23 protein-coding genes and 1 tRNA gene are annotated in these 22,897 nt (G+C 57.2%); 10 read left to right on the top strand and 14 right to left on the bottom strand.

Annotation, left to right across the window (positions count from 1 at the left end):
• Positions 1–2 precede the first annotated feature (2 nt).
• The gene (gene map, locus FJV47_RS15450; protein WP_159614550.1) at positions 3–785 is read right to left on the bottom strand and encodes a type I methionyl aminopeptidase; all 783 of its coding nucleotides are present in this window, start codon (positions 783–785) and stop codon (positions 3–5) included.
• Positions 786–831: 46 nt separating this feature from the next.
• On the opposite strand from map, the gene FJV47_RS15445 reads away from it, so the two are divergent.
• The 7 genes from FJV47_RS15445 (at position 832) to FJV47_RS15415 (ending at position 5,839) form a co-directional block, all read left to right on the top strand.
• Positions 832–1,113: a helix-turn-helix domain-containing protein gene (locus tag FJV47_RS15445; RefSeq protein WP_159614548.1), complete on the top strand. Its 282-nt coding sequence runs from the start codon at positions 832–834 to the stop codon at positions 1,111–1,113.
• 39 nt (positions 1,114–1,152) lie between these two features.
• Positions 1,153–2,175, top strand: a complete 1,023-nt coding sequence (locus FJV47_RS15440) for an LLM class flavin-dependent oxidoreductase (protein ID WP_159614546.1) — start codon at positions 1,153–1,155, stop codon at positions 2,173–2,175.
• Between the two features lie 105 nt (positions 2,176–2,280).
• Positions 2,281–3,267, top strand: a complete 987-nt coding sequence (locus tag FJV47_RS15435; RefSeq protein ID WP_159614544.1) for an Abi family protein — start codon at positions 2,281–2,283, stop codon at positions 3,265–3,267.
• A 229-nt stretch (positions 3,268–3,496) separates the two neighbouring features.
• Positions 3,497–3,796, top strand: a complete 300-nt coding sequence (locus tag FJV47_RS15430; protein WP_159614542.1) for a hypothetical protein — start codon at positions 3,497–3,499, stop codon at positions 3,794–3,796.
• Between the two features lie 179 nt (positions 3,797–3,975).
• Positions 3,976–4,413, top strand: coding sequence for a 6,7-dimethyl-8-ribityllumazine synthase (locus tag FJV47_RS15425; RefSeq protein WP_159614540.1), 438 nt, complete (start codon positions 3,976–3,978; stop codon positions 4,411–4,413).
• A 107-nt stretch (positions 4,414–4,520) separates the two neighbouring features.
• Entirely contained in the window at positions 4,521–4,895 is a 375-nt protein-coding gene (locus FJV47_RS15420) for a PH domain-containing protein (RefSeq protein ID WP_159614538.1), read from the top strand.
• Between the two features lie 116 nt (positions 4,896–5,011).
• Positions 5,012–5,839 (top strand): hypothetical protein, encoded by an 828-nt coding sequence (locus FJV47_RS15415; protein ID WP_159614536.1) that lies wholly within the window; start codon positions 5,012–5,014, stop codon positions 5,837–5,839.
• A 48-nt stretch (positions 5,840–5,887) separates the two neighbouring features.
• Here the strand turns inward: FJV47_RS15415 and FJV47_RS15410 are convergent.
• The 7 genes from FJV47_RS15410 to FJV47_RS15380 all read right to left on the bottom strand — a co-directional run bounded on the left by FJV47_RS15410 (position 5,888) and on the right by FJV47_RS15380 (position 14,067).
• Positions 5,888–5,960: transfer RNA gene (locus tag FJV47_RS15410), tRNA-Asn, on the bottom strand.
• 53 nt (positions 5,961–6,013) lie between these two features.
• Complete coding sequence (gene dnaG / locus FJV47_RS15405) at positions 6,014–7,891, bottom strand: DNA primase (protein ID WP_159614534.1); 1,878 nt, start codon at positions 7,889–7,891, stop codon at positions 6,014–6,016.
• Between the two features lie 9 nt (positions 7,892–7,900).
• Positions 7,901–9,184 (bottom strand): deoxyguanosinetriphosphate triphosphohydrolase, encoded by a 1,284-nt coding sequence (locus FJV47_RS15400; RefSeq protein WP_159614532.1) that lies wholly within the window; start codon positions 9,182–9,184, stop codon positions 7,901–7,903.
• Positions 9,185–9,237: 53 nt separating this feature from the next.
• The gene (gene dusB, locus FJV47_RS15395) at positions 9,238–10,422 is read right to left on the bottom strand and encodes a tRNA dihydrouridine synthase DusB (RefSeq protein ID WP_159614530.1); all 1,185 of its coding nucleotides are present in this window, start codon (positions 10,420–10,422) and stop codon (positions 9,238–9,240) included.
• A gap of 46 nt (positions 10,423–10,468) precedes the next feature.
• The gene (gene chrA, locus FJV47_RS15390; protein WP_200832024.1) at positions 10,469–11,668 is read right to left on the bottom strand and encodes a chromate efflux transporter; all 1,200 of its coding nucleotides are present in this window, start codon (positions 11,666–11,668) and stop codon (positions 10,469–10,471) included.
• Between the two features lie 83 nt (positions 11,669–11,751).
• Positions 11,752–12,675 (bottom strand): GNAT family N-acetyltransferase, encoded by a 924-nt coding sequence (locus FJV47_RS15385; protein ID WP_159614526.1) that lies wholly within the window; start codon positions 12,673–12,675, stop codon positions 11,752–11,754.
• A gap of 6 nt (positions 12,676–12,681) precedes the next feature.
• Positions 12,682–14,067: a glycine--tRNA ligase gene (locus FJV47_RS15380; RefSeq protein ID WP_159614524.1), complete on the bottom strand. Its 1,386-nt coding sequence runs from the start codon at positions 14,065–14,067 to the stop codon at positions 12,682–12,684.
• Positions 14,068–14,247: 180 nt separating this feature from the next.
• Here FJV47_RS15380 and FJV47_RS15375 point away from each other — a divergent pair, with 180 nt between their 5' ends.
• Positions 14,248–14,478, top strand: coding sequence for an RNA-binding S4 domain-containing protein (locus tag FJV47_RS15375; RefSeq protein WP_159614522.1), 231 nt, complete (start codon positions 14,248–14,250; stop codon positions 14,476–14,478).
• On the opposite strand, the gene FJV47_RS15370 is transcribed toward FJV47_RS15375, so the two are convergent.
• From FJV47_RS15370 to FJV47_RS15355, 4 genes are all read right to left on the bottom strand, one after another.
• Positions 14,479–15,129 (bottom strand): alpha/beta hydrolase, encoded by a 651-nt coding sequence (locus FJV47_RS15370; protein ID WP_159614520.1) that lies wholly within the window; start codon positions 15,127–15,129, stop codon positions 14,479–14,481.
• Positions 15,130–15,587: 458 nt separating this feature from the next.
• The gene (locus FJV47_RS15365; protein WP_159614518.1) at positions 15,588–17,147 is read right to left on the bottom strand and encodes an HNH endonuclease signature motif containing protein; all 1,560 of its coding nucleotides are present in this window, start codon (positions 17,145–17,147) and stop codon (positions 15,588–15,590) included.
• Positions 17,148–17,325: 178 nt separating this feature from the next.
• Complete coding sequence (locus FJV47_RS15360; protein ID WP_159614516.1) at positions 17,326–17,715, bottom strand: GntR family transcriptional regulator; 390 nt, start codon at positions 17,713–17,715, stop codon at positions 17,326–17,328.
• Positions 17,685–18,749 carry a hypothetical protein gene (locus FJV47_RS15355; protein ID WP_159614514.1) on the bottom strand — a complete coding sequence of 355 codons (1,065 nt, stop codon included), beginning with the start codon at positions 18,747–18,749 and terminating at the stop codon, positions 17,685–17,687. The genes FJV47_RS15360 and FJV47_RS15355 overlap by 31 nt, the downstream gene beginning before the upstream one ends.
• A gap of 248 nt (positions 18,750–18,997) precedes the next feature.
• Here FJV47_RS15355 and FJV47_RS15350 point away from each other — a divergent pair, with 248 nt between their 5' ends.
• Together FJV47_RS15350 and FJV47_RS15345 are read left to right on the top strand one after the other, a co-directional pair.
• Positions 18,998–19,396: an SHOCT domain-containing protein gene (locus FJV47_RS15350; protein ID WP_159614512.1), complete on the top strand. Its 399-nt coding sequence runs from the start codon at positions 18,998–19,000 to the stop codon at positions 19,394–19,396.
• Between the two features lie 64 nt (positions 19,397–19,460).
• Positions 19,461–20,318 (top strand): SGNH/GDSL hydrolase family protein, encoded by an 858-nt coding sequence (locus FJV47_RS15345; protein ID WP_159614510.1) that lies wholly within the window; start codon positions 19,461–19,463, stop codon positions 20,316–20,318.
• Between the two features lie 16 nt (positions 20,319–20,334).
• Here FJV47_RS15345 and FJV47_RS15340 read toward each other — a convergent pair whose 3' ends face one another.
• Both FJV47_RS15340 and FJV47_RS15335 read right to left on the bottom strand, forming a co-directional pair.
• The gene (locus tag FJV47_RS15340) at positions 20,335–21,486 is read right to left on the bottom strand and encodes a homoserine O-acetyltransferase (RefSeq protein WP_159614508.1); all 1,152 of its coding nucleotides are present in this window, start codon (positions 21,484–21,486) and stop codon (positions 20,335–20,337) included.
• Between the two features lie 2 nt (positions 21,487–21,488).
• A complete protein-coding gene (locus tag FJV47_RS15335) occupies positions 21,489–22,847 on the bottom strand; it encodes a bifunctional o-acetylhomoserine/o-acetylserine sulfhydrylase (RefSeq protein WP_159614506.1) in 1,359 nt (452 codons plus the stop codon).
• Positions 22,848–22,897: the final 50 nt, after the last annotated feature.

The following is a 22,897-nucleotide window of genomic DNA, read 5'->3' as shown; positions in this document are numbered from 1 at the left end:
GCTTAGGCCGACAGGTCGCGAGGCAGGGTCAGAATTTCTGCCCCGGTTTCGGTGATGGCGATGGTGTGTTCGGTATGCGCGGTTCGGCAGCCGGTGGAGCTACGCAGCGTCCACCCGTCCTTATCTACAATCAGTCGATCCGTGTTGGTCATAATCCATGGCTCCAGCGCCAGTAATAGCCCTGGGCGTAGCTTATAGCCGCGTCCGGGGCGACCATCATTGGATACATGAGGATCTTGGTGCATGGTTGAGCCGATGCCATGCCCACCAAATTCCATATTGACCTTGTATCCGGCAGCCTTGATCACCGAACCCATAGCGTAGGAAAGGTCGCCGATCTTGGCATCCGGTCCAGCCGCGGCAATACCTGCGGCCAGGGCACGCTGGGTGGTCTCAATGAGCTTGCGATCTTCGTCGGTTCCTTCAGCCCCCACCACAAAGCTAATCGCCGCGTCGGCAGCGATGCCACCGAGCTTAACCGCCAAGTCTAGGCTCAGCAGGTCTCCCTCAACCAATGCATAATCGCGTGGCAGACCGTGCAGTACCGCGTCATTAACTCCGGTGCAGATATAGTGCGCAAAGGGACCGTTACCGAAGGCCGGGGCGTAGTCCACGTAGCAGGATTCGGCACCTGCTTCCAAGATCATTTCCTTGGTCCACTGATCAATTTCCAGTAGGTTGGTACCAACTTGGACTCGCTCTTTGAGCGTTGCAAGAATAGTGCCGACCAATCGGCCGGTTTCGCGGGCTTTGTCCACTTCTGCAGGCGTAAGAATTTCAATCATGCCAATAACTATACCGGTCATATAGTACCGGTACTATAATTTTCTTATGGTCAGATTACCGCTCACTGCCAACGAACTTGAACAAGGAAAGATCCTCGGATCGATCCTGCGACGTGCCCGCGGTGAACGCACCATTCTTGAGATCGCTCTCGAAGCTGGCCTCTCCCCCGAGACTCTGCGGAAAATTGAAACCGGACGAGTGCCTACTCCCGCTTTTTCCACCATCGCCGCCGTCGCAGGGGTACTGAATCTCTCGCTGGATGAAATTTGGTTGGCGCTAAACCAACAAGACACCGCGACTCGCGCGGTCCAACTCGCCCAGAACTAACACCGGAATAAGCAACCGATACCGCTTGTTGCTTCAAGCATGAAGAACATCGGATTCTTGTCATTCGGCCACTGGACCGACCATCCGCAATCGGGAACACGCAACGCCTCGGATGCCTTGTTGCAGGCCATCGACCTAGCAGTGGCAGCCGAAGAACTCGGGGCAGACGGCGCGTACTTCCGTGTCCACCACTTCGCCCAGCAGTACGCCTCACCGTTCCCATTGTTGGCTGCCATTGGCGCTAAAACCAACCGCATCGAAATTGGTACCGGTGTCATCGACATGCGCTACGAGAACCCGTTGTACATGGCCGAAGATGCGGGTTCTGCAGATCTCATTTCTAACCGTCGCCTTCAGTTGGGCATCAGCCGTGGCTCACCCGAACAGGTCGTCGATGGCTGGCGCCACTTCGGTTTTGAACCCGAGCCGGGCCAATCCGACGCCGACATGGGCCGCCGCCACACCGAACGACTGCTCGAAGTGCTCACCGGTGAGGGCTTCGCCGAACCTAGCCCCAGCCCAATGTTCACCAATCCACCTGGGCTACTGCGTATCGAACCGCATTCGCCAGGTCTGCGCGAGCGCATTTGGTGGGGTTCGGGCTCCAACGCCACCGCGGTCTGGGCTGCCAAACTTGGCATGAACTTGCAAAGCTCCACCTTAAAAGACGACGAATCGGGCAAGCCTTTCCACGTTCAGCAAGCCGAACAAATTCAGCTCTACCGTGATGCATGGAAGGAAGCCGGCCACCAGCGCGAGCCACGCGTCTCAGTCAGCCGCAGCATCTTCGCCCTGACCGACGAGCGCGACTGGCAGTACTTTGGCCGCGACCGCTACAGCTCAGACCAGATCGGCAACATCGACGAAAAGACGCGCGCAGTTTTCGGCAAGTCCTACGCCGGTGAACCCGACGAACTGGCAAAAAAGCTAGCAGAAGATGAAGCCATCGCCGCTGCAGACACATTATTGCTGACCGTGCCCAACCAGTTGGGCGTCGAATACAACGCACATGTCATCGAGTCAGTACTTAAGTATGTGGCTCCACAGCTCGGCTGGCGCTAGATAAACCGAGAGTGCTTCCCAGAGAACAATGATGTTACAATGAGTTCATCATGATCAGTCCGTTGCCTTTAGGCGCGGACTGATTTTCTTTCCGCAGGAGAGCTGATGACTGAGTATGCGAAAAAGTGGCTGTCCCTAGAACAACAGATCGACCGATTGGTCGCACGGGGACTTAGAATCGAGGACCACTCCCACGCGATTTCAGTCTTGCAAGCGGTCGGCTACTATCGACTCACCGGTTATCTTTACCCCTTCCTAGAGTCGGAACGATACATAGGGAATGATGGTCGCGAGCGCACCCGCTTGTTGGGCAGATACCGTCCAGGTACCGCTCTGAGCCATGCCGAGGACATAATTGATTTTGACCGTCACTTGCGGCTATTGGTTCTGGAAGGCGTAGAGCGCATCGAAGTCGACATCCGAATGCAGACAGGCTACATCTTGGGACGTACCTCGGCCTTCGCCTACGAAAACGCCGATTGCTTCGACAGCTCATTCACAAGTCAAAGTACCGATAGCCAAGACCCGCGCCCCAGCAAACACGTCCTGTGGCTGGATCGCGTCAAAGCGCGCCGAGACAGTTCCGATGAACAAGTCGTCTCGCATTTTCGCGACAAGTACGACGATCGCATGCCGATTTGGGCCCTCACCGAGCTACTCGAACTGGGGCATCTTTCAACACTCTACCGAGGAATGCGCCAGAAGGACGCCGAAGAACTCGCGGTCGCGTTCGGTGTACCCAAAAAGAAGACAATGACCAGCTGGCTTGCTAGCTTGAATTATGTTCGCAACGTAGCGGCTCATCATGCACGATTGTTCAATCGAAAGTTACAGAACGCGCCTTCCAGACCACCAAACGGGACGATTCCTATGCTTGACCACCTTCGGGCGGCTGACGCCCCAAAGCAAGACTTTGGGACCTACAACGCGTTGGCAGTGATCGCATACCTCTTGCAATCGGTTGACCCTGACTGCGGATGGATCAAACGCGCTAGTGACTTGTTGAAGCAATTTCCGTCCTCGCATGCGCTGACGGTTCAGTCGCTGGGCGTCCCCGTGGGTTGGACGAAACTCGAACTCTGGAATAAGTGACTACGAAATCCAGGTCTCACATAAATGAAGAGCCCGATTTAGATCCTTTGAACATAGCCAAAGATGAAACCATCGCGGCAGTAGATATTATCCTTTTGACCGTATCTATCCAACCAGGCGGCTAGCAGGAAGAACATACGATCGAATCGGTGCTCAACTATCTGGCTTTCTAGCTAGGTTGGTCCTATCTCAACCATTTCCGGTATCTGTGCCAGGCTACACTCGGTCCATGAGTAAGAGGAAAGTACCCGGGGAGAGCTTCAGCTACGGACCATTACCGGTGGAAGTACAGAACGCTCCGGGGCTCAGCGGTGACGATGATCTGCGGCTGACGGTAGATGGCGAGATATTTTCCGTCCGCTCGACGAGCCATGCTTCAGTCCATTACACGTGGATCTCCGGACTTAATGATGGATATGGGTTCAGCGCTCTCGGCACTGATCAGGCTCCGACCGTCGAACAGCACGAAGCAGTCATCCGCGAATTTCTCGCAGACATAAATCCTGCCACCGGCTTCCTGCAGGACTAGGGATATGTCAGGCACACTGTTCTGAGGCATACAGCATTGACGGCGGATCTGCCCTGCTTATTTGCGACGTACTGTGGCGCAATAGTTACGCAACGTCGAAGGACCATTAAGCCATCAAGTCCCCCAGCGCTAGGCTTGGAACAAAGACCTCATAAACATGACTACGCAGGGAGAACGACATGTCCAAAGCGCTGAAGGTCGCCTTCATCAAAGCAAGCTGGCACGCAGATATCGTTGATCAGGCACTGGCCGGATTCACCGCCGACATCGACGCGTCTGGCACCGACTACACCATCAGTACCATCAGCGTCCCGGGCGCCTACGAAATGCCACTTCAGGCTCAGCGTCTTGCAAAGACCGGAAAGTATGATGCGATTGTTGCCGCCGCATTGGTGGTCGACGGCGGCATCTACCGCCACGATTTTGTCGCCCAAGCAGTAGTTGATGGGCTGATGCGTGTCCAACTGGATACCGATGTTCCAACCTTCTCGGTGAGCCTGACCCCGCATCATTTCCACTCCAACGATGAACACCAGAACTTCTACTTCGAGCACTTCCTGAAGAAGGGTGCCGAGGCAGCTCGCGCAGTTCGAGCCGTGACCGCTATCGAACTCTAGCCACGAGGGTTCAGAATCAGGCGTGCTGTTTTCTCCACACCGCATGGATTCGGCAGCACGCCTGAACTGTATCTATCTTGTCCCCCAGTCTCACTAAGCTGTAGGACATGATCGATTTTAATAATTCCTCCGTCTTCAAGTTGGGCCCTTGGGATCTTGCACAGGTCGCACCAGAAATCATGCCCATGTTGGTGAACGGCGAAGAACTGCTTGCCGCTTTTAAGGGTGCTCGCGACTACGTGGTTTTCACCAACAAGCGTCTCATTGCAGTTAATGTCCAAGGAATGACTGGCAAGAAGCGCGACTACACCTCGCTGCCCTATTCAAAAGTCCAGTCCTTCTCCGTCGAGACGGCAGGAACCTTCGACCTCGATGCGGAACTAGATCTTTGGTTCAGCTCTTTGGGCAAGGTTCGCTTGGAGTTCAAGGGCAAAGTTGATATCCGTGCCCTGTCGCAGTTGATCGCCAGCTACGTGCTGTAACTACGCTGGAGCGCAAATAACTTTCCTCATGCGCCCACCATCAGGATTCCTGAATAACTGTGTCCACTGGGCAAGCCTCCTTCTCAGATTCACTACCTTCGTTACAGAATGCTTGTATGCACACCACAGCAGAACGTTCTCAAGGTCGCGATACCCTGCGCTATGTGCGCCTCATGCTGCTCGTGGTTCCTTTGCTCTTGGTCGTAGCAATCATCATTTACGGCTTGGTCAACCACCGCATCGAGGACTCGCTCAGTTCCTACTATCTGGGTCCTGCCAGAGATCTGTTTGTGGCCATGTTGGTGACCACCGGTGCCCTGCTGGTGGTGTACAGCGGCGAAGAGCTGGAGGACTATGCACTGAATTTGGCGGGGTTTTACGCCATGTTCGTCGCGCTGGTTCCCACCAAACTCGGCGAGACACTCTCCACGCTTTCCCCTGGGGACCAAAGCAAATTGATCCTCTCGGTTCGCGTTGCGATCATTGCCGTGTTGGTGGTGAGCGCAGCATTTGTCTGGTTGGGGGTTAAAACCAGTCGTTCCCCTCATAAGGCCCTGGCCCATAGCTCCTTGACCAAGATCTTGGGCGGGATCAGCACCGGCCTGCTCGCCGTGTTTGTCGTGCTGCTGCTCTTCAGGGCCATCGAAGGAAAGACTTTTGCGTGGGTCCATGCCAGCGCGGCGTTTTTGCTGATCTTCTCCATGGGCATCGCCATTGCCAGCCACTTGGGCCACGCGTCTATGTGCCCGGCGGATACCAGCGGCGGTACTCCGAACCGCTATCGCGTCGTTCTTACACTGATGGCGCTGGGTTTGATCGCCTGGCCGATCCTGGTAATCGCCGGCGTTGATGAAGCCTTGTTCATCGTCGAGTGGTTCCAAATCGGGCTGTTCGCCTACTTCTGGTACGTGGAATCACGGCGCCTGTGGGATCCTGTTGAGTGAAAACAAAAGATCCCGACTCGCTTTCGCGAGCCGGGATCTTTTTGTAAGCTCCTCCAACTGGACTTGAACCAGTAACCCTTCGATTAACAGTCGAATGCTCTGCCAATTGAGCTATGGAGGAATGCAACGAGATATAACTTTACCGAAGAATCTCGCTAATGCAAAATCGGCACCTTAGGTGCCGCGCAGGATTCTCCGGCGCATCTCCAGCTCCATTAATTCCCGGTTGATCTGGGCGTATTCCTCGCCTTCCGGTTCCATCTCGGCGCGCTGCAACCGACCGATCAGCTCAGCCTTCCGGTGTGTGATTTGAAGCTCAATCAAACCATTAATGATGTCCGCGCAATAACGCTTCAGGCTGTGCTCATCCGAGGCAGGAATACTGGTCACCGCCAACTCAGAAACAAAGCTACGTAGCTGCTCCGGCACTTCATCTCGGATCACTTCTACCCACGAGGTGGCCGAAGCTCCGGCGCTGGAAGCAGCAACAATTCCGTCATGCACCGCCGAATGGGCCGGTGCCATGAACCGTGCCTCGTAGAAGGCCTGCCACTGCTCGTCCTGCAGACGCTGTGGCTGCTGGATAACTACTTCCAGGGCCTGGCGCTCCAGGCGCATCACTGGGTCGCGGTGATCCGGGCGTTCAAAAGCCGGCGCAGCCACGGGCTGCTCGGTGCCCTGTGCCGGAACCGGCATCTGCTGCTCGGCATTCTTGGGCAGCCGGGCACGTTTGATCGATGCACCCACCGAGCGGTTGACGTCCTCGTTGTTCATGCCCAGCCAGCCGGCCAGCTCTCGCGCGTAGGCCGGACGGATCGCCGAGTCACGGATCTGCGCAACGATCGGCGCGGTCTGGCGCAAGGCCTGCACGCGACCTTCAACCGTATTCAGGTTGAACTTTTTCAGCTCGGCGCGGATCGCAAATTCGAACAGCGGACGCTTAAGTGCGATGAGCTCGCGCACTGCCTCGTCCCCGCGGTGCAGACGCAGATCACAGGGATCAGCCCCAGTTGGTTCCACGCAGACATAGGTCTGAGCGATAAAGCGTTGGTCTTCCTCGAAGGCGCGCAGCGCGGCTTTCTGCCCGGCCGCATCGCCATCAAAGGTGAACACTACTTCGCCTCCGGTCCCATCATCCTGAAGCAACCTACGAGCGATCTTGATGTGGTCGGTACCAAAGGCGGTACCGCAGGTAGCCACCGCGGTTTTGATCCCTGCAAGGTGGCAGGCCATCACATCGGTATAACCCTCGACCACAACAATCTGGCGGTCCTTGGAGATCTGTTTTTTGGCTAGATCCAGGCCATAGAGCACCTGCGACTTTTTATACAGCGAAGTCTCCGGGGTATTCAAGTACTTCGGGCCCTGGTCGTCCTCGTACAGCTTGCGAGCACCAAAACCGATAGTCGCCCCGGATAGGTCGCGGATCGGCCACATCACCCGTCCACGGAAGCGGTCGTAAATCCCCCGGTTGCCCTCGGAGAACATGCCGGTGAGTTTTAGCTCCTCATCGCTAAATCCCTTGGAGCGCAGGTGTTTGAGCAGCGCATCCCATCCTTTGGGGGCGTAACCTACACAAAACTGCTCGGTGACTTCAGCATCAAAACCGCGACCGCTTAAAAACTCGCGACCTGCGGTGCCTTCTTCGGTGGCCAATTGTGCGCGGAAGAACTCCTCGGCGATCTTATGCGCGTCTACCAAGCGCTGACGCTTGCCGTAGTCCTCGCGGCGCGGGCCCGGTCCCCCATCCTCGTAGTGCAGCTCGTAATTAATCCGGGCCGCCAGCACTTCCACGGTCTCGGTGAACGAGGAGTGGTCCATTTTCTGAATGAAGGCGATCACGTCGCCGGATTCGCCACAACCGAAGCAGTGGAAGGTGCCTAGCTGAGGGCGGATGTGGAAGGAAGGGCTGCGCTCGTCATGGAATGGGCATAGGCCTTTATACGAGCCGATGCCCGCGGATTTGAGCGTGACATAGGATTCGACGACCTCGCGCAGGTCGGTACGATTACGTACCTCGTCGATATCTTCACGCTTGATCAGCCCTGCCATGATTCCCTTCTAAAACAGTTGTGCTTCAGGGGCTTCGCCCTTGACCAGATATGAATGCCACTCGGTGGCCGAAACGTCGGTGAGCGAGGCGACCTGGTCGATCACTACGCGTAGCTGACCAGCCTCGTCGGCCGCATCTTCCCAGTCAGCAGCGAAGATCGGCTCCAAATTATCCTTACCCGTCTCCATCAAGAGCCCCACCAATTCGCTGAGCAGTGCTCGTTGATCCTGGTAGAGCGGCTGACGCACCTCGGAGGTCATCACGTAACTGGCCGCGATCCCCTTCATCACCGCAATTTCGTTCACGGTTTCTTCCGGCACCATCAGGCTCGCGTTGTAGCGGGTCAAATTCTCAGTCCCGTAGCGTTCGCGGGTGGCCTCCAACGCGGCGGCGGCAAAACGCCCAATGAATTGGCTGGTCATATCCTTCAGGCCGGCCATGGAACGGCGCGAACCATCAAAGTGCGAGACCCATTCATCGCTGGCTTCTAACCGACGCAGGGCCGCTTCAATCTGTGCCTCATCGGTCGCCGGAAGATACCAATCCCGGGTGACCTGCAGGGCACGATCGCGCGGTACATCCTGCTTAAGCCAACGCAGCTGCAGTTGCCCGCCAACGATGGCGTCCTCCACATCGTGGACCGAGTAGGAGATGTCATCGGCCAGATCCATCACCTGGCCTTCCATGCACACCACACCGGCGGCCGCCTCAGGCACATTACGCAACCAGTTGAAGATCGGGGCATCGTCCTGGTACACGCCAAACTTCTTGGTCTTTTTGCCGTTGGCCTCAGGGGCATCGGCCTTCAACCACGGGTACTTACAGGCAGCATCCAGCGAAGCGCGCGAGAGATTCAGCCCGGCCGAATGCCCGTTGTGCCTAAAGGTCTTGGTTTCCAACCGGGTCAGCAGGCGTAGGGTCTGCGCATTACCTTCAAAGCCGCCGATATCTGCCGCGAGCTTATCCAGCGCCTTCTCACCATTGTGGCCAAAGGGCGGGTGGCCCAGATCGTGCGCCAAACAGGCGGTATCAACTACGTCCGGATCACAGCCCAGCGCGGCGCCTAATTCGCGGCCCACCTGAGCCACTTCCAGCGAGTGGGTGAGCCGGTTGCGCACAAAGTCGTTCTGGTTGGGAGCGACCACTTGGGTCTTAGCGCTCAACCGGCGCAGTGCCGACGAATGTAACACCCGGGCACGATCTCGCTCAAAGGCAGTGCGGTAGGACTTCTTTGCTGGCTCGGGCACCCACCGTTGCGCATCGGCGTCGGTGTATCCGGGAATCTGAGTCATGTGTCCTAGTCTAGTGACTTTTTTGGCGTGCGCGGGTTATCCACCGCCAACGGTTAGCCTCCGGAAATATCCAGTTCTGCGGCCTTGATCATTTCGCGGTGCGCATCGGACATCTCTCGGTTATCCAACCAACCGTCGGGCACGTGGGTCTTCTTCGGGTGACCGGCGCGGCCACGAGTACCCTCGGCGGCATCACCCGGGTACGGAAGGTCTAGATCTAGCTGATCGAGCAGCTCACGAAGGACCGCCAAAGACGGCACCTGGGCCAGCTGCGAGCGGATTTCCCCACCCACCGGGTAGCCCTTAAAGTACCAGGCAATGTGCTTGCGGATATCACGCATGCCCTTGCCCTCGTCCTCGAAGAACTCGGTGAGCAGCTGACCATGGCGGTACACGGTGTCGGCCACCTTGCGTACGCCAGGGCGGAAGCGATCCGCGCGGCCCTCAAAGGCTGCCTGAAGGTCGCCAAAAATCCATGGGCGTCCCTGGCAACCGCGGCCCACCATCACGCCGGCGGCGCCGGTCTGTTCGACCATATTGATCGCATCTTCGGCGCTGAAAATATCGCCATTGCCCAGTACCGGCAGGTCATCCATGGCTTCGCGCAGGGTGGTGATCGCATCCCAGTCCGAGTGCCCGGCATAGTACTGACCGGCGGTGCGGGCGTGCAGGGTGACGGCCGCAGCGCCGTGATCGCGGGCGATTTTGGCCGACTCTAGGTACGTCAGGTGGTCCTTGTCGATGCCGGTGCGAATCTTCACGGTCAGCGGGATATCGCCCTTGGCGGCCTCAGAGGTGGCGGCCTCGATAATCGAGGTGAACAGGTCGGTCTTCCATGGCAGGGCCGAGCCGCCGCCCTTGCGGGTCACCTTGGGCACTGGGCAGCCGAAGTTCAAGTCCACGTGATCGGCCAGGTTTTCATCCACGACCATGCGTACCGCAGCACGAACGGTGCCCGGGTCCACGCCGTAGATCTGGATGGAGCGAATTTCTTCATCCGGGTCGTGCGAGATGATGCGCAAGGATTCCGGGTTGCGTTCCACCAGGGCACGGGCGGTGACCATTTCGGTGACGAACAGCCCGCCGCCGTATTCGCGGCACAGCCGGCGGAAGGCGCGGTTAGTCACCCCGGCCATGGGCGCAAGAACCACCGGGGTATCGATGGTGAGCTTGCCCAGCTGCAAGGGTGGCAGCTTCAAGGTGGGAGTGTCATTCGGCGCATCAGTCAGGGTCGTCACCTATCTATTATTGCCGATTTCCGCCCGCGCGTAACTGAGATCTTCGTCAAGCCCCCAGCACTACCGCCAAAATCACGGTGAGAACGACCACCAGCCACGGGGCGATCTTCCACACAGCCAGCAGCACAAAACCCAGCAGGGCCAGCACAAATGCCTGCGGACTGTGGATCGAGGTGGTGAACACCGGATCGTAGAGGGCGGCAGCCAGGATGCCCACTACCGCGGCATTCGCCCCGCGCATCATCGCCTGCCCCTTCGGCCAAGCGACCAGGCGCGAAAAGAAGGGCAGCGCCCCGGCGAGCAGCAGGAACCCGGGCAGGAAGACCGCCGCCAGCGCGATCGCCGCCCCGAGGATGGAACCTGCTCCCCCATGGGACAGCACTCCCAGATAAGAGGCGAAGGTGAACAGCGGGCCGGGCATGACCTGGGCCGCGCCGTAGCCGGTGAGGAACTGGTCCTCGGTGATCAGCCCGGGGTCGACCAGCTCGCTATGCAGCAGCGGAAGCACCACATGCCCGCCGCCGAAGACCAGCGCCCCCGACCGGTAGAACGCGTCGATCATCTGCAGCACCGGCGCCCCGGTGGCCGCGGCGATCAGCGGCAACCCCGCCAGCAGCAAGGCGAAGATGCCCAGGCACCAGATCCCGACCGAGCGCTTGACCCCGATATCCAGGACGCCATCCAGCGCGCTGCCCGGTGCGCGGCAGAAGAAGTATCCGGCCACTGCCCCGGCCACGATGGCCAGCAGCTGGCCGGCCGCCCCGCCGATGAGCATCGCCGATCCGGCGGCCAGCACCGCGATCAGCGCTCGGGACTTATCCGGGGCCAGGGTTTTGGCCATGCCCATCACCGCTTGGGCCACGATCGCCACCGCTACGATCTTCAGCCCGGCGATCACAGAGGCTCCCAGCGGCGTGGTGAACATCGAAGCGCCGAAGGCGATCGCCGCCATGAGCACGGCGGAGGGCAGCGTGAAGGCCAGGAACGCTGCCAGCGCCCCGCGCCATCCGGCACGCTGCAGCCCCAATCCGAAACCGACCTGGCTGGAAGCCGGACCGGGCAGGAATTGGCTCAGCGCCACCAATTGGGCGTATTGCGATTCATCAACCCAGCGGCGCTTGACCACCAGCTCGTCGCGGAAATACCCCAAGTGGGCCACCGGTCCGCCAAAGGAGGTGACTCCGAGCTTGAAGAAGGCGCGGAACACTTCTGTGGCCGTGCCGCGATGATCGTGCGCTGTATGCATGGATACGAGCATAGGTCAGTAAAGCGAACAGCAGGTAAAGCAATGGGACCCGGATAACCGGGTCCCATCACGTGCGGCAGCTTCTAGGCGTCGCTAGCCACAATATGCGTTGTCGAAATGACCGTGGCCTGCTCAACGCCTGCCAGCGCATCAATCAGCGAAGCCAGAATGAACATCGAAGAGTCCACTTCCACCTTCACCGGGTATTGATAGATCAGCATGGCAACCATGTCGCGGACCGCTTCGGCTACCTCCTCATCGGACAAAGCGGGGTTATGCCCCACCAAAACATCCGATGGCGCATCCTCGCGGGCCGGAACGTAGCTCACGGCAAAGGCCAGCGGAATACCGCCTTCGCGCTTGGGCTTATCGCGTAGCACCAAGGCAGCCTGAGCTGAGGTGTGTTCGTCGAGCAACATGCGCTGCGCCGAACCCACGGTCATTTTGGCTGGGTCCCAGGACTCGTGCACCGAGTTATAGAAGTCCATCACCAATTTGGTCAGCTCAACACTGCCGGTGGACAGCTCCTCGATGACCCGATCGTTGGTATCAAAAACCGGCTCAGCTAGGGCTCCGGGCTCCAAGATAACATCTCGCGAGACCTGAATTTCGCTCAGCCCCAAGGACTTGCAGAATCCTGCTGCCGCGGTGGCCGGGTCACCGGCAGTCACCGTGTAACGAGCCTTGAGCTGCTGCGCCTGATCGGCAGGGATCGCCTTGCGCAGCTGCGCGACCAGTGCCGTACCTACGCCACTGCGGCGCTGTTCGGCAGCTACTTCAACGTACAACCACAAACGTTGCGGGTGCAGCGAAGAAGCGAAAACCACGCCCGCGCCGATGGCCACACCATCAACGCTGGCCACCAAAGTGCGGGAAAACGGCGCATCGCTATTTTCGCGCAACATCGTACGGTCCTGATGGGCCTGCGGCGAGCGCGGATCACCAAAAACCTGCAGCAGTTCTAGGTCATCCCCATTGCGCCAGCTACGAAATTCCAGTTCGTTCATCGGGCTCTAGGCTCCGTTCAGACGCTCGGAAAGGTAGGCGGTGACTTGGTCGAGGGAAACGCGTTCCTGCGCCATGGTGTCGCGTTCGCGAATAGTCACGGCCTGATCATCCAGGGTATCGAAGTCAACGGTGATGCAGAACGGGGTGCCGATCTCATCCTGGCGACGATAACGGCGGCCGATCGCACCGGCATCATCAAAGTCGATGTTCCAGCGCTTGCGCAGCTCGGAAGCCAGTGCCTTAGCCTTTGGCGAGAGGTTCTCGTTGCGGCTCAGCGGCAGCACGGCGGCCTTCACCGGTGCCAGACGTGGGTCCAGCTTGAGCACGGTGCGCTTATCCACCCCGCCCTTGGTATTAGGTGCTTCATCTTCAGTGTAGGAATCCACCAAGAACGCCATCATCGAACGGGTCAAACCGAAGGAAGGCTCGATCACGTAGGGGGTGTAGCGTTCGCCACTGGCCTGGTTGAAGTAGGACAGCTCGGCGCCCGAGGCCTTGGCGTGGGAGGAGAGATCGTAGTCGGTACGGTTAGCGACACCCATCAGCTCGCCCCACTCCGAACCCTGGAAACCGAAGCGGTATTCAAAGTCGATGGTGCCGGCCGAGTAGTGTGCACGCTCATCTTCTGGCACGTCGAACTGGCGCAGGTTCTCTTCCTTGATGCCCAGATCCAGGAACCATGCCCAGCAGTCCTTGACCCACTGATCGAAGTACTTTGGAGCATCTTCTGGTGCGGTGAAGAACTCGATTTCCATCTGTTCGAACTCGCGGGTACGGAAGATGAAGTTACCTGGGGTGATTTCGTTACGGAAGGCCTTACCAACCTGGCCGATGCCAAATGGTGGCTTCTTGCGCGAGGCGGTGAGCACGTTGGCGAAGTTCACGAAGATCCCCTGTGCAGTCTCTGGACGCATGAAGGCCAGACCTGCCTCGGTATCCACTGGGCCCAGGAAGGTCTTCATCAAACCGGAGAAGTTCTGCGGTTCGGTGAACTGACCTTTGGTGCCGCAATCAGGACAAGCGATCTCGCTCATTCCATCCTTAGCAGGACGACCCTTCTTTGCTTCGAAGGCTTCAATCAGGTGATCCTGACGGTGACGCTTGTGGCACTGGATGCATTCAACCAGCGGATCAGTGAAGGTAGCAACGTGCCCCGATGCTTCCCAAACGGCCTTTGGCAAGATGATCGACGAGTCTAGACCCACCATGTCTTCGCGTCCGCGAACAAAGTTCTGCCACCACTCGCGCTTGATGTTCTCTTTTAGTTCGGTACCCAGGGGTCCGTAATCCCATGCGGAACGGGAACCACCGTAAATTTCACCAGCCTGGAAAACGAATCCTCGACGCTTTGCGAGGGAAATTACCTGGTCTAGCTTGGACTGTGGCGCCATATCAACTCCAATGGAAATTACGAGGCCGCTGGTTGCGGTCCGTAGAAAAATACATACCGTTCAAGGGTATCGTTTCCGCGGCCTAGAGACTAAGCGAATCCGGGTAACGCGAAAGTGAATTTCCCCGCTCTTAGATACCGTGGACTTGAGCAGCACCAGTTATAGGGAAGAATAGAAGCCATGAGTGCCAACGAAGCTTTTGACCTAGAAATCCGCGACGAATCCATCCGCTTGGGCCAGTTGCTTAAACTGGCGTCCCTCGCCGAAGATGGCATCCACGCCAAGGAGCTTATTTCCGAAGGCGTCGTTACCGTTAACGGCGCGGTCGACACCCGACGTGGTGCGCAGATTCGCCCCGGCGACATCGTCTGCGTCAACGGAGAATGCGTGAAGGTCGCTTCTGCGCGGTAGTTAATACTGTTCGAGCACGGTCTTTTTGAGGAATGCGTTGACGTCTCCCAGTTCTTCCATACTGACCGAATGCCCGATCTGCGGGTAAGTTTCGCTGGTTAGCTCAACGTGCTTGGAAATCCATTCCAAGGTGTAAGCAATTTTGTCGCGAGTAATGACCGGGTCCGCAAGATCTCGTCCCCAGAACATTGGCAACGGCGATCCAACTAGTTTACGATCGTCGAACATCTGCAGATCGCGTGGCTCTACGGCGAATCCTGAAAGCCCGACCACCGCCTTGATCGAATCACGTTGGTAGCGTGCCAGCGAGGTGGCCATGGCCATCCCCTGCGAAAAGCCGAGCAAAGTAATCGACGAATGCTGTTCACTCAAGGGCTGCAGAAGTGACCAGAGCGCCTGCACGCTTTGACCCACCGCTTCCGTCGAATAATCGATGTCCTGCGTTAAAGGGAACCAGCTGTAACCCGGTCCAGCCTTCAAGGGTGCGCGCACGGACAGATACGTGAATTCCTCAGGAAGATACCGAGACAGACCCATCAGGTCTTGCTCATTGGAGCCATACCCATGCAGGAAGACTAGCAACGGGGTGCCGAGTCGGGAATCGTCGTTGCGGGAGATGATTGCGACCGGAGCTGTTTCGTATGAAGTCATGATTCCAAGCGTATCGGCTGAACGAAAAATATATTCACTTCAGACCAAGACCAGAACTATCCAGACGCACTAGCTTGTGGCAGGCGTGAAAAGCCAAGGTTTCCCTCTTCAGCACCATTACCTTAAACGTGCTTAGTGAACGAAAAATATGTTCACTTCATCTTGCGTCGAAAATGCCCAGTGGCGCCAGCTCACCCATGACGTGAAACTATGAGGCTCGCAGCTTCCGTGCTGTTGCCTGTATACGTGTTTACGGTGAATGGGATCTGTGCAGTGAACGAAAAATATGTTCACTTCGGCTCATGAAGAAAATGATCTGAACACGCTAGCCGTCCTTGGACGCAAAAGCCTAAGGCTCACAGCCTGAACGCTGTTGCCGGATGCGTGATGATGGGTGATAGAAACCTACTTAGTGAACGAAAAATATGTTCACCCAAGAACCGTTAGAGCTGGATCAGTCAGCTTGCTTCTGTTTCCGGATGCTCAAGATCCATGGGATATCCTAGGACCCGATTGATATCCGGAGTCATCCGCACCGAAGGTTCCGCTGTAGATTCGGTGGAGCTCCGATCGCGATCTTCGGTACCGCCCGGTCGGACGACTAGGTTCATGCTCTCCGGAGTGATAATGGTTTTCAGTCCGTGGGGCGTAACCCATTCCTTGGTTCCATCCGCCCGCGCAACGACCTTCCACCCCAACGCGTGCTTGAACATTTGATGCTGTTTGCAGAGTAGGTGAGTGTTTTCCCGCTCAGTCTTCCCGCCATGAGCCCAGTCATCGATGTGGTCAATTTCAGATCGATCAGCACTACGTCGACACCCCGGGAAACAACAATGGACATCCCGCAATCTCAGAAGATCTTTCAAACCCTGAGTTGGGCGATAGTTCCTGCGTTCAACGTCAATGACAGCTCCGGTCCAAGGGTCCGTGAGTACGCGATGGAAGGACGGTGCGTCTTTTGCCAACTCCAATGCCAGAGATACCGGAATAGGCCCGTAGCCTTCCAAATCAGCCAACGTCTTATCTGGATTGACCAACATATCCAAAGCAGGAATTGTAATGGACAGTCTTGGCTTCAACGGCGTTCCTTCAGAACCGGGCCATCCGTGGACCAAGGCATCTGAATAAACATCCGCCAGTAACTGATCTGTGGTTCGAGTGTCTTGCGGATCGTTATTCTGATTTGCCACCCAACGCAACGTACTAGAGAGAGCTTTAATGACGTCGGCTCGATGATAAAGCTTCAAGGTGCCCATGCCGTGTGCGTCGTACCATTCAGTGACTTTCCTTGATTGTGCGGACTTCTCATGGCGTGACGCTGCCGCCTCTGGGTTCATCCGGTCGTGGAATCGCTTTGCCTTTTGGTAGATAGTGCTGTCGCTAGCCGTCTTGGCCGCTTCTAGTAGCTTCTCTTCCATGACGCTAACCTGTTCCGGCGTGAGATCCTGACAAAACCTAACGATGTCATGTGCAGCTTTCTCGGTGATGTCACCTGCGGCCAAGGCGGTGAGGGTGTTAGTACAGACGTGTCGAAGCCCCTTGGCGACAAACATTCTGTGGCTAACTTTCTGTGGAGTTTCGCGAAGAGCAACGGCCGCTTCAGCTATGAAATTGGAATTGATCGTCTCGTCATCGCCCGGATCAACACCATAGAATTCAGCACTCCGCTGAGCTTCCAGGTACTCCTGAGGTGAGTTTGCTTGTTGCACTGCCATCATGTCAGCGAATGATTGGTTGACTTGTTCCACCGAGTCCGCCAACAGCGTGGCCGTTAGCGCGTCAACCGAACTTCGCAACTTCCCAATTTTCTGAAGACGAATCAGTGCGTCTCCCGGACCATCTACGGGCCCAGCGTTGTAAAGCTCATCAATCAGTTTTTTGGCCGGACCGTTGTACATCTGGTGATCGAGCTGATTAGCGAACGAGGAGTCCACGTGGGATTCCTTGCGAGTGCCTGGAGGGCGCAGCGGGAGACGATTTTCATCGTCGTATTCTTCTTCGTTTCTTGGATAGCTCATGATCAATTTTCCCACCGAGTACCGACAATTTGTACTACTTATCTACTCACTGTGGAATTAGATTCGAAAGCTAGTTCTAACCCTGAGACTGCTGTCAACAACATGGCCAGACAGAAGCATTTCGAGCTTTCAGTGAGCTCGTTCGAACTCTTCCCAGTTGGCAAGTTCAGGTGGTCGCCTACTGCGATATCGATGAATTCCAGGCTGCCTCAACCATTTTTTGAAGCTCTTCCAATCCCAGGCCCGCCCTTTGCGCATCGAGAGTTAGATCCCGAACTTCAGCCAGTAATGGTGACTCTAGCGTTTGACCCGCGTTCACTTTGGTCCCGTTGGCCCGTCCCGTACGCACCATCCCTGCCGCTTCAAGTTCTTTATATGCTCTGGCGACGGTCCCTGTTGCCACACGGAGGTCTCCTGCAAGCTGGCGCACCGTAGGCAGCTTTGTATCTTCGGCCAGCGCACCACTGTAGATCAACGCGGCGATCTGCGCCCTGATCTGCTCGGAGGGACCATTTTGGTTGGCTGGGTCAATTACGATCACGCCGACGCCCCAACCCGACGCTGCCATTTTTTGGAACCTGCCCCATAGGCTACCGCTACCCAGGCAACTAAATAGCCCAACAGTAAGATTCCAACGATAAGCAGCAGGACGGCAAGCCCCCCGAGCGACCAGGCGAAGGCAACTTGCCACGGGTCGTAAACAACCCCACCGGTTGAGCCATCGTCCATCTTTTGCCCCACGGTATATATGTGATTAGACGCCATGGTGTACACGACCGTTGCCGCCATCGAAAGCAACGGAACCATCTGCAGACAAAGGAAAGCACTAAAGCCCGAGCTCAGAACATATCCATTGTGGGTGCGAACTACATGATCAAATTCGGCCAGTCCTGGGTTACGCAAACTTGGACGGCGGGCATTACCAAAAAGCGCAAACAAGGTCAGTCCGAGACCAGCAACCAGCAGAACTACGACAGGCACTGTGTAATACCACCCTGGAAAAGGTCCCGCTGAAGCTTGGCCAACCAAGTTGTCAGTGACGATCATGTTGCCATCCACCACCGAAGAGGTGACAGTTTGATAGTCGATCTGCCTGTAACGGCCACGATCATCCACGGAGGAAAGCACCCCCGCGCCGAGAATTCCCACCAGGGCAACCGAGAATAGAACGATTGGAACAACAAGCCCCCATGCAGGACCGAACATTCGCGTGGTTCGAGGTACCAACGATGCACTAGCGGGACCCTTTTCGCCGAGTTGCCGTTCAGATGCTTCGAAGGGAATCGGCCAACACAGCAACACCAGCACGACCAAGACCCAAATTCCCGCAGGGGCAGCCACCAATACCAGACCGCCGGAAGTGATAAACGCCTGATGAATTAGGACTGCCGCCACGACTCCGATCACCCCGAGAATAAGAGCGGACAGATTACGAGCACGAAGTGCTCTCAAGATGCGTTCGGCCAGCGCCCGATCGGCCTCTTTAACTGGCATCGCATCGATCACGCTGATTCGTCGATGCGGCAAGAGGCCAATACGCAGCAGAACTAAAAGCACAACAGCGAACCCAAGTAGTGCAACGATCAGAATCAAGTTGCTCACGGTCGGTCCTTTCGGGCAGGGAGCCCGATTCAGCTCCTCTTGTATCAATGGACTAATACAAGCAACAACTACACCTTGTGTCAATGGGTTGATACAAGAATTCTTGCACCAAAGCGCCCTACACAACTCTTGGTTGCAAATTGGTAAATTTTCGATTCGGCACTACGCGTTTAAATGCTTCGATGCTTGACTAGTGGAAAGACAAGTTCATCAGGTCATTTCACAAACACATACCGGAGCAAGGGTCCATGAATAGTTTCGAAGTCATAGAGGATTACTCACAGATCGACCCGAGTCAGATCGACGACCTTAGTTTCATCGATGAGACACCATCCACCGGCTCAACTTTTATTGACACGGCCCTTGCGCTCATGCCGTGGCTGATCGGCATTTTCCTAGTGATCTTCGTGGCCGCGGTGGTCTTTATTATTTACGCGCAGGTGCGTAATTATCAGAAGGCCAAGAGCGCTGGGCTGGACCCGCTAACCTTGCAGACCGATATGGCGGCGCGGTTGGCTCAGTCCCAAGTGCTAGCACCGGCAAAGAGTATTGAAGCGAAGTTGGCCGAACTTGATCAGTTGCGATCGCGTGGAGTGATCTCCAGCGATGAATACGCGCAGGCCCGCCTAGATGCGCTGAAAAGCTAGCGGTGGCATAGATCATCCTTGAGGTTGATTGACGGATGGTTACCATAGGGTAACAATATGAATTGTGCCTAAAGACTTTGACTTAGAAACGACCAACTCCACCGAAAAGAACCTGCACCCATGGCGCCGCTATGTCGCCTTGGGCGATTCGTTCACCGAGGGAATCGGCGATCCGGATCCAGCCAATGCTGGTGCGCATCTTGGCTGGGCAGACCGTTTGGCTCAGGAGCTAAGCACCTCGGTCCCTGACTTTGCCTACGCAAACTTGGCGATCCGCGGTCGGCTAATCGGGCAGATCGTCGACGAACAGCTAGAACCAGCGATCGAGCTCAAGCCAGATCTTATCTCGCTGTGCGCGGGCGGTAATGATGTGCTGCGACCGGGCGGGGATCCGGATAAGATCGCCGACATACTTGATGACGCAGTAGCAAAACTGAGCACGTCCGGCGCGACGTTGCTGATCGTCACCGGGCCGGATATTCGTGATACTCCGGTGCTGGGAAGCATCCGTGGCAAGGTCGCGATCTATAACGAGAACATCCGCACCGTGGCCGCGCGCCACGATGCGGTCGTCGCCGACATGTGGGCGCTGCGCGAACTGCACCAGCCACAAATGTGGGCGCCGGACCGCCTGCACTTCTCGCCGCTGGGGCACCAACGCATCGCCGCGATGGCGCTGGACGCGTTGAATGTTGAGCACACGCTGGACACCACGGTTCAGCCGATTCCGGATTTGCGCACTTGGCGCGAAGCTCGCATCGAGGATCTGCAGTGGGCACGCACGCACTTGGCTCCGTGGGTATTGCGCCGCCTGCGTCACCAGTCCTCGGGTGACGGAATCACCGCAAAGCGCCCGTCGGCCACACCATTTACCACTTCTAAGCCCAACGATTCCCTGGGCGCCGGCGACAGCGCGCAGTAGTTTTTAGCGCTTGTAACTAGCGATCAAAAACCTGGCTGCGCAAAACACCTTCGAGCTGGTGCGCATCGGTGAGGAACCCATCATGTCCGATCGGCGACTCGATGAAGTGCACCGGCACCGGTGTTGGCAACGCTGCGGCCAGCTTGTGCGACTGCTCAGGGAAGTACAGCCGGTCCGAGGTGACAGCGACAACAACTACGTTCGTCTGTGCCAGTCGTGCCAGCGCTAAGGTCAGCGAGCCGTGGCCACGGGCCACATCGTGACTCATCAGCGCCTCGGTCAGAAGTAGATAGCTGTTGGCGTCAAAGCGGTGGGCCAGTTTGCTGGCCTGATGGTCTAGGTAGCTTTCGATCTGGTACCGGCCACGTGGCCCTTCGAGGATCCCAGTGGGCTGTTCGCCGGGTTGTGCGCTGCGACCGAACCGGGCTTCAAGCTCCGACTCAGAGCGATAGGTGATGTGCGCCAGACGCCGGGCCAGGCCTAGCCCGGCATCGGGACGCGCATCGGTGTTGTAATAATCTCCGCCGGCAAAGTGCGGATCCAGCCTGATGGACTGGGTCTGCACCTGCGCGAAGGCGATCTGTTCCGCGGTGGCTTGGGCGCTGGAAGCCATCACCACCAGGTTTTTCACCTGCTCAGGGAATTCAACGGCGTACTCTAGGGCTCGCGCTCCACCCATGGAACCACCAATCACCGCATGCCAAGAGGTGATTCCCAGTTGGGCAGCAAGGCGCGATTCTAGGCGCACCGAATCCTTGATGGTGACAAAGGGAAAGCGTGAGCCGTAGGGCTGGCCATGTTCATCCAGGCTGGCAGGCCCGGTAGATCCATTGCAACCGCCGATCATATTCACGGCAAGAACGAAGTACTTGTTGGTGTCGACCGTGGCCCCGGGGCCCACAAATGAGTCCCACCAGCCAGCCGTTGCGCTGTCTCCGGAGGCGACGTGCGCATCGCCGGTCAGTGCATGCATCACCAGGACCGCATTGGAGCCGTCGGCGGCCAGGGTGCCCCACGTTTCAAATCCGAGCTGAACCTGTGGCAGGTAGCCCCCAAATTCGAAGTGGTACTCCCCCACGGCGCTACGGCGCATCATGCCGTCTTGGCCGTGGGTGAGCTGCGTATTTTCGGTGGTCACTGTGTCTTCATTGGTTGCAATGGATGGCATACCTAGAGCGTTTCCTGCAATTCCTTATTATCTGGAGCCGAATTTTCAAGTTCTGCCACCGCGTTGAAGCCTAGCTCCAAATCGGCCAGGATGTCCTTGATATTTTCTAGTCCGACGCTGATGCGGACTAAGCCCGGGCTGACACCGGCGGCGATCTGATCGGCCTCGGAAAGCTGCGCGTGGGTGGTGGACGCCGGGTGAATGGCCAACGAGCGAACATCACCGATGTTGGCCACATGGGAGTGCAATTCCAGCGCATTCACGAAGGCCTGACCTGCCGGAGCACCGCCGGCCAGCTCAAAGGCGATCACCGAACCGGCACCGTGTTCCGAGTACTTTTTGGCACGTTCAAACCATGGCGACGAGGCCAGCCCCGCATAAGCCACTTTCTGCACCTCGGTGCGGGCTTCTAACCAATTGGCGACCTCACGGGCGTTTTCACCGTGGCGCTGAACACGCAAGGACAGGGTTTCCAAACCCTGGGCAATCAGGAACGCGTTGAACGGCGAGACCGCGGAGCCCAGGTCACGCAGCAGCTGCACACGCGCCTTGAGGATGTAAGCCAGGTTGGCGCCGAGAATCCCGTTCACACCCAAATCGCGGGCGAAAACCAAGTTGTTATAGGACTCGTCCGGGGTGTTAAAACCGGGGAAACGTTCTGGATCTTTGGCAAAGTCGAAGTTGCCCGAATCCACGATTACCCCGGCGATCGCATTGCCATGACCGCCAAGGAACTTGGTCGCCGAGTGAATGACGATGTCGGCACCGAACTCGATCGGGCGGATCAGGTACGGGGTGGCTAGGGTGTTATCCACCAGCAACGGCACCCCATTTTCGTGGGCGATCTTGGCGATTTCTTCAATATCCAACACGTCCTGGCGTGGGTTGGAAATGGTTTCGCCGAAGAAGGCCTTGGTATTTGGGCGAACCGCGTCGCGCCAATCCTGCAGGTTATCCGGGTCGGCCACAAAGCTGACCTCGATGCCCAGACGCTTCAGGGTGTGCTTAAGCAGGTTCTGGGTGCCGCCGTACAAACTTGGGCTGGCCACCAGGTGGTCGCCGGCTTCGGCAAGGTTCAGGATCGCGAAAGTGGTGGCTGCTTGGCCCGAAGCCAGCAACAGTGCGCCAACGCCACCTTCAAGATCGGCGATCCGGGTTTCCACCGCATCGGTGGTTGGGTTGCCGATGCGGGTGTAGATCGGCTCCAGTTCCTGGAGCGCAAAACGTGCTGCGGCGCTTTCTGCTGTCGGGAAAACGAAGGATGTGGTCTGGAAGATCGGAAGGGCGCGTGCCCCGGTGGTCGGATCGGGGGTCTGTCCGGAGTGGATCTGACGGGTTTCAAATGACCAGTTGTTGCTCATGGTTTCCTCCAAATAGTTCTGTGACTTTGGGGTAGACCACTAAGAAGACA

The organism is Glutamicibacter sp. JC586 (assembly GCF_009805585.1).
In the GTDB taxonomy this organism is placed as follows: Bacteria; Actinomycetota; Actinomycetes; order Actinomycetales; family Micrococcaceae; genus Glutamicibacter.
Note: the sequence above shows the minus strand (reverse complement) of the source record. Positions and strands in the feature narration are given on the sequence as shown.